This window comes from Phaeobacter sp. HF9A (genome assembly GCF_011806385.1).
GTDB lineage: Bacteria > Pseudomonadota > Alphaproteobacteria > Rhodobacterales > Rhodobacteraceae > Epibacterium.
Window position 1 is genome coordinate 1 of record NZ_JAATOX010000180.1, and the last position, 5,707, is coordinate 5,707.

At 62.5% G+C, this 5,707-nt stretch carries 4 protein-coding genes and 1 pseudogene; 3 read left to right on the top strand and 2 right to left on the bottom strand.

What is annotated here, in order from left to right:
- Positions 1-149 precede the first annotated feature (149 nt).
- Positions 150-1,445 (bottom strand): serine hydroxymethyltransferase, encoded by a 1,296-nt coding sequence (gene glyA, locus HCZ87_RS19480; RefSeq protein WP_167646585.1) that lies wholly within the window; start codon positions 1,443-1,445, stop codon positions 150-152.
- A gap of 173 nt (positions 1,446-1,618) precedes the next feature.
- Here glyA and HCZ87_RS19485 point away from each other — a divergent pair, with 173 nt between their 5' ends.
- A complete protein-coding gene (locus HCZ87_RS19485; protein WP_167646587.1) occupies positions 1,619-2,374 on the top strand; it encodes an NAD kinase in 756 nt (251 codons plus the stop codon).
- A 116-nt stretch (positions 2,375-2,490) separates the two neighbouring features.
- Here HCZ87_RS19485 and HCZ87_RS19490 read toward each other — a convergent pair whose 3' ends face one another.
- A complete protein-coding gene (locus HCZ87_RS19490) occupies positions 2,491-3,924 on the bottom strand; it encodes an amidase family protein (RefSeq protein ID WP_167646589.1) in 1,434 nt (477 codons plus the stop codon).
- Between the two features lie 190 nt (positions 3,925-4,114).
- On the opposite strand from HCZ87_RS19490, the gene HCZ87_RS19495 reads away from it, so the two are divergent.
- The gene (locus tag HCZ87_RS19495; RefSeq protein ID WP_167646591.1) at positions 4,115-4,660 is read left to right on the top strand and encodes a hypothetical protein; all 546 of its coding nucleotides are present in this window, start codon (positions 4,115-4,117) and stop codon (positions 4,658-4,660) included.
- Positions 4,661-4,723: 63 nt separating this feature from the next.
- Positions 4,724-5,566, top strand: a pseudogene (locus HCZ87_RS19500) (IS5 family transposase).
- Positions 5,567-5,707: the final 141 nt, after the last annotated feature.

The following is a 5,707-nucleotide window of genomic DNA, read 5'->3' on the forward strand; positions in this document are numbered from 1 at the left end:
AGGCCTTTGCTGTTGCATCTGTGATGCAGCGGCAGGGCGCGGGAGCCCTCCCTTTGCTGCTGGGCGTGCCGTCAATAAGGTAGAGCGCAGCCATGAAAAAAACCGCCGCGATGTCTCGCGGCGGTTTGATTTTCTCCGAAAGAAGAGGATCAGAGGTTCGGGGAGAGCGGGAAGCGGGCGCAGAGGGTTGCGACCTTGCCGCGGACCGCTTCTTCGACCGCGCCGTTGCCGTCTTCGCCATTGGCGGCAAGACCATCGACCACCTCGACAATCAGACGTGCGATCTCGCGGAACTCTTCTTCACCAAAGCCACGGGTGGTGCCGGCGGGCGTTCCGAGGCGAATGCCAGAGGTCACGGTGGGCTTTTCCGGGTCAAACGGGATGCCGTTCTTGTTGGTGGTGATATGGGCGCGGCCCAGAGCCTTGTCGACGATATTGCCGGTCACGCCTTTGGGGCGCAGGTCCACCAGCATCACATGGGTGTCGGTGCCACCGGTGACGATGTCCAGACCACCCTTGAGCAGCTCATCCGCCAGGGCAACCGCATTGGCGCGCACCTGTTTCTGATAGGCTTTGAACTCGGGCTTCAGCGCTTCACCAAAGGCGGCGGCCTTGCCGGCGATCACATGCATCAGCGGACCACCCTGGATGCCGGGGAAGATCGCGGAGTTCACCTTCTTGGCGATATCCGGGTTGTTGGTCAGGATCATGCCGCCGCGGGGGCCGCGCAGGGTTTTGTGGGTGGTGGTGGTGGCCACATCCGCATAGGGGAAGGGGGAGGGGTGCTCGCCCGCGGCGACGAGGCCGGCAAAATGGGCCATGTCGACCATCAGATAGGCGCCAACGCTGTCGGCCACTTCGCGGAACTTGGCAAAGTCGATTTGCCGCGGGATCGCAGAGCCGCCGGCGATGATCAGCTTGGGCTGGTGTTCGGTGGCCAGGGCTTGCAACTGGTCATAGTCGATCAGGTTGGTGTCCTGGCGCACGCCGTAATGCACGGCGTTGAACCATTTGCCGGATTGGTTCGGCGCCGCACCATGGGTCAGGTGACCGCCGGAGGCCAGATCCATGCCCAGGATGGTGTCGCCGGGCTTGATCAGGGCCTGGAAGACACCCTGGTTGGCCTGCGAACCGGAGTTCGGCTGCACATTGGCGAATTCGCAGTTGAACAGTTGCTTGGCACGGTCGATGGCGAGGTTTTCCGCAACGTCGACATACTGGCAGCCACCATAGTAGCGACGGCCCGGGTAGCCTTCGGCGTATTTGTTGGTCAGCACCGAACCCTGTGCTTCCATGACGGCGGCGGAGACGATGTTTTCCGAGGCGATCAGCTCGATCTCGTCGCGCTGGCGACCCAGCTCGCTGGTGATGGCGCCGAACAGCTCGGGGTCGCGCTCCGAGAGGCTTTGGGTGAAGAAACCGGTATCACGGGATGTCTCAGTCATGCTGACTCCGTTGGGCTAGGGGTGGTCTTTGCGAGATTTCCTATCGGAAACACGGCGGGTCCGAAAGACTGTAAAGCGACGAAACGCGGCAGGTGAACGGCAACTCTGGTCTTTGGGGAAAACCTGTGCTTGTTTCGGAACCAATTGCACCCGACCGGAAACAGGATCGCCGCATGAGAATCGCATTTTTGGCCAGCGAGGCGCCGATTGCGCAGAGCGCGCGCGGGGTGTTGGTCAGCCGCTATGGCACGGTGGACCGGCAGCAGGCGGATGTGATTGTCGCCCTGGGGGGCGATGGGTTCATGTTGCAGACCCTGCGCGAAACCACGGATCTGAACCTGCCGATTTACGGCATGAACCGGGGCACCGTCGGGTTCCTGATGAACAGCTATGGCGAGAGCGACCTGATGGAGCGGCTGGATGCGGCGCGCGAAGAGGTCATCCACCCGCTGCGCATGACGGCCATGGACCGCGCCGGGCGTCAGCATGTGGCGATGGCGATCAATGAGGTCTCCCTGCTGCGGCAGGGGCCGCAGGCGGCCAAGCTGATGATTTCGGTAGACGGGCGGCAGCGGATGGCGGAGCTGGTCTGCGACGGCGCGCTGGTGGCAACGCCTGCGGGCTCGACGGCCTATAATTTCTCTGCCCATGGGCCGATCCTGCCGATCGGGGCCGATGTTCTGGCGCTGACCGCGATTGCCGCCTTTCGCCCCCGGCGCTGGCGCGGGGCCCTGTTGCCCAGTGCCGCCAAGGTGCGCTTTGACGTGATTGACGCGGGCAAGCGGCCGGTGATGGCGGAAGCGGATTCGGTATCGTTCAAGGATATCGACTGGGTGGAGATCCAGAGCGAGCGCAGCATTCGCCACCGGATCCTGTTTGATCCCGGCCATGGGCTGGAAGAGCGGCTGATTTCCGAGCAGTTCAACTAGGCAGAGGGCACCACGCGGACGCGCTGCGCGCGGCAGGACAAGCCTTGTGCCGGGGCACAAGGCCGTGCCTCCGGCGGGGATATTTCGGAAAAGGAGAAACCGGGGGCGAGGCGTTCCTAGTTCTGTGTCGCCATGTGTTGCCAGAGGGCAGGCGCCATCTGGCCCAGACGATCCTCGATGGCGATGGCCGCATCCACGGCGAGGTCTTCGCGCCAGTGCGGCGCCACGATCTGCACGTTGATGGGCTGCGGCCCCTTGGGCGGCTGTGCCAGGCGGGCAGGGACGCAGGCGGCGGGCAGGCCCATGTAGTTCATCGCATAGGAATAGACCGCGCAGCCCAGCACATCATGGGCACCGGCGGCGCCTTCGCGGTCGCGGTCAGGGGCGAAGAACGGGTGCGGCAGGAATGGCGTCAGCACCAGCGGGTAGTCTTCCATGAACACTCGCCATTGCCGGGCGTAGTGGCTGCGTTTGGCATACATCTTCAGCAGCTCGGCGCCCTCATAGGGCGGGAACTCCTCAAAATAGGTATCGAACATGGTGCGGATCACCTCGGAGCCGAGGGTGTCCAGGTCCGCGCGCATCAACATCTGCATTTCCCCCATCAGGGCGCGATAGCCGGTGCGGCCGGCCTCGAAGACATTGGGCGGTTCGACCTCCTCGACCACATAGCCGGCATCACGCAGTGCATCGCGGGCGGCAAGCAGCGCGGCCTCGACCTCGGGGTGCAGATCATAGCCGTGGGTGTTGCGGGTAAAGGCGACCTTGAGGGGCGCATCCAGGTCTGGCCCACGCCAGGGCACCGGCGCTTGGAAGGGGTCGCGGGCATCCGGCGTGATCATGGCGGGCATGGCAAGATGCAGATCGCGGGCGGAGCGGGTGATCAGCCCCTGGACGCTCATCAACTGCGCCAGAAAGCCGCGCTCCGCCTTTTGGCTGGGGTTCCAGGCGGGCACCCGGCCCAGACCCGGTTTGACCGTCACCGCGCCATTGGCGGCGGCGGGAAAGCGCAGGCTGCCGCCGATGTCATTGCCATGCGCCAGCGCGCCGATCCCGGCCATTACCGCAACGCCGCCACCGCCGGTGGAGCCGCCGCAGGAGATATGCCGCCCCCAGGGGTTATGGGTGCGACCATAGAGCGGGTTGTCGGTATCGGCGCGAAAGGAGAACTCCGGCGTATTGGTGCGCCCGATCACCACCGCCCCGGCGCGTTCGAGGTTCTGCACCACCGGCGCGTCATCCGGGGCGATCAGATCCTTGAGCGCCGCCACCCCGTTGGAGGTCGCATGACCGGTCTGATCGACGTTGATCTTTATGGTGACGGGCACGCCATGCAGCGCGCCGCGCAGCGCCGCGGGGGTGTCGTCCAGCGCTTCGGCGCGGGCCAGGGCTTCGTCGCGCAGGTCCTCGACCACGGCGTTCAGCGCCGGGTTCACCGCATCCATGCGGGCGAGGGCGCTGGTGACGGCCTCGCTGGGGCGGATCTCGCCGCGCCGGGTGAGGGGGGACAGTTCATCTGCGCTCAGGCGCCAGAGCTCTTGGTTTGACATGGTGGTGATCTCCTTGCGCGGAGCCTACTGTGCCTGTGCGCAACAGGAAAGGGGGCGAAAGCGGATCCTGGGAGGCGAATTCTAACCGGATCTTCATTCCAGTTGGTGACACTCGCGGGGCGCGGTCTCATAGTTGCCCGATGCAGATTGCAAAACCAGATCCAACACCAATTTTGAAAGAGCTTCCAGCATGACCAGATTGTTCCGATATGCCCTGACGGGAGCCCTTGCGGTGAGTTTTGCGCCGATGGCGCAAGCGCATGGTTTTGTGTCGGTGTTGCAGATATTGGACGACATGGTGAACACGCCTTACGAGTGCGCCGATTACGACCCGGCGACAGACAGCTGTTCCGGTGTCAGCCTGATGTATTCCGAGGAGGGGATCCTTTATAACACCAATTGGTTCGCGTTGCCCAACCCCGGCGGCGCGCCCTGGGTGTTTGAGGCTTTTTCTGAATATGAACTGAACATGGGCTGGGGCTGTCCGCCATATGACAGCACCGGCCCCGGGATCAGCTATTCCTCGGGCGGGCAGCCGGAGCTGGGCGCCGCCTATGCGCAGCAGCTCCAGGCGCAGGTCGCCACGAACTATGACCCCTTTGAGCCCTGCGCGGGATACTATCCTGTCGCGCCAGGGGTTTATGATGTGGAGTTCCGCCATGGAAATGGCGATTTGGCGGATCGTCCGCGTATTCGGGTGCAGTTTTTTGCCTCGCCGAAATCTGTGCGGCCCTAGGTTGAGGACCCACTGATTTTCTTCTGATGGCATGACTCACGGGTCAAAAAGCGAGCGGTGAACATGTCTGATCTTTTCTGGCTGACGGATTCGCAGATGGCGCGTCTTGAGCCCTTCTTCCCGAAGTCCCACGGCAAACCTCGCGTCGATGACCGGCGTGTGTTGAGCGGTATTATCTTGATCAATCACAATGGCTTACGGCGACGTGACGCAGCAGCAGCCTATGGCCCGCACAAGACACTCTACAATCGCTGGAAGCGGTGGAGTGATAGGGGTGTATTCGCCCGGATGATGGCAGGTCTGGCCGCTGAGCACGGCGAAAAGAAGACTGTAATGATCGGCGCCATCGACCTGAAGACCCACCGGACAGCGACCAGTATGGGCGTGAAAGTTCGGAGGATCAGAAAACGATCCGGGGGATCGTTTTCCCGACGGACGGGCGTGGACGCCTGATCGGCCGGAGTTTGAAGGATCAGCATTTGATCCGGGGGATCAAATGCCCTGAAAACGGGCGGGATGAACACCAAGCTGCACGCGATCCGTGACAGCCTGGGGCGTCCTCTCAACCTGTTCGTCACAGCAGGGCAAGTCAGCGACGACATCGGCGCACGGGCAATGTTGAGCAGTCTACCCAAAGTCGACTGGCTACTCGGGGACCGCGGCTATGATGCCGACTGGTTCAGAGAAGCGTTGAAAGACAAAGGGATACACGCATGTATCCCTAGCCGAAAGCAGCGTAAGAAAACCGTCAAGTACGACAAGCGCCGATACAAGCGGCGCAACCGAATCGAGATCATGTTCGGCAGGCTCAAGGATTGGCGGCGTGTGGCAACCCGATACGACCGTTGTCCCAGAGTATTCCTCTCGGCCATCGCACTGGCTGCGCTCGTTATCTACTGGCTGTGAAACTCAATGAGATGCTGTAACGGGGCCTGCGTCACGCACGACCGTTGCCACTTGTCAGATCAGAACCGCGCTGTCGCCATTCCCGTATTGAACCCAGATGGAGGATGACGGGATGAAGCTATTTATTGGATTGGATGTGTC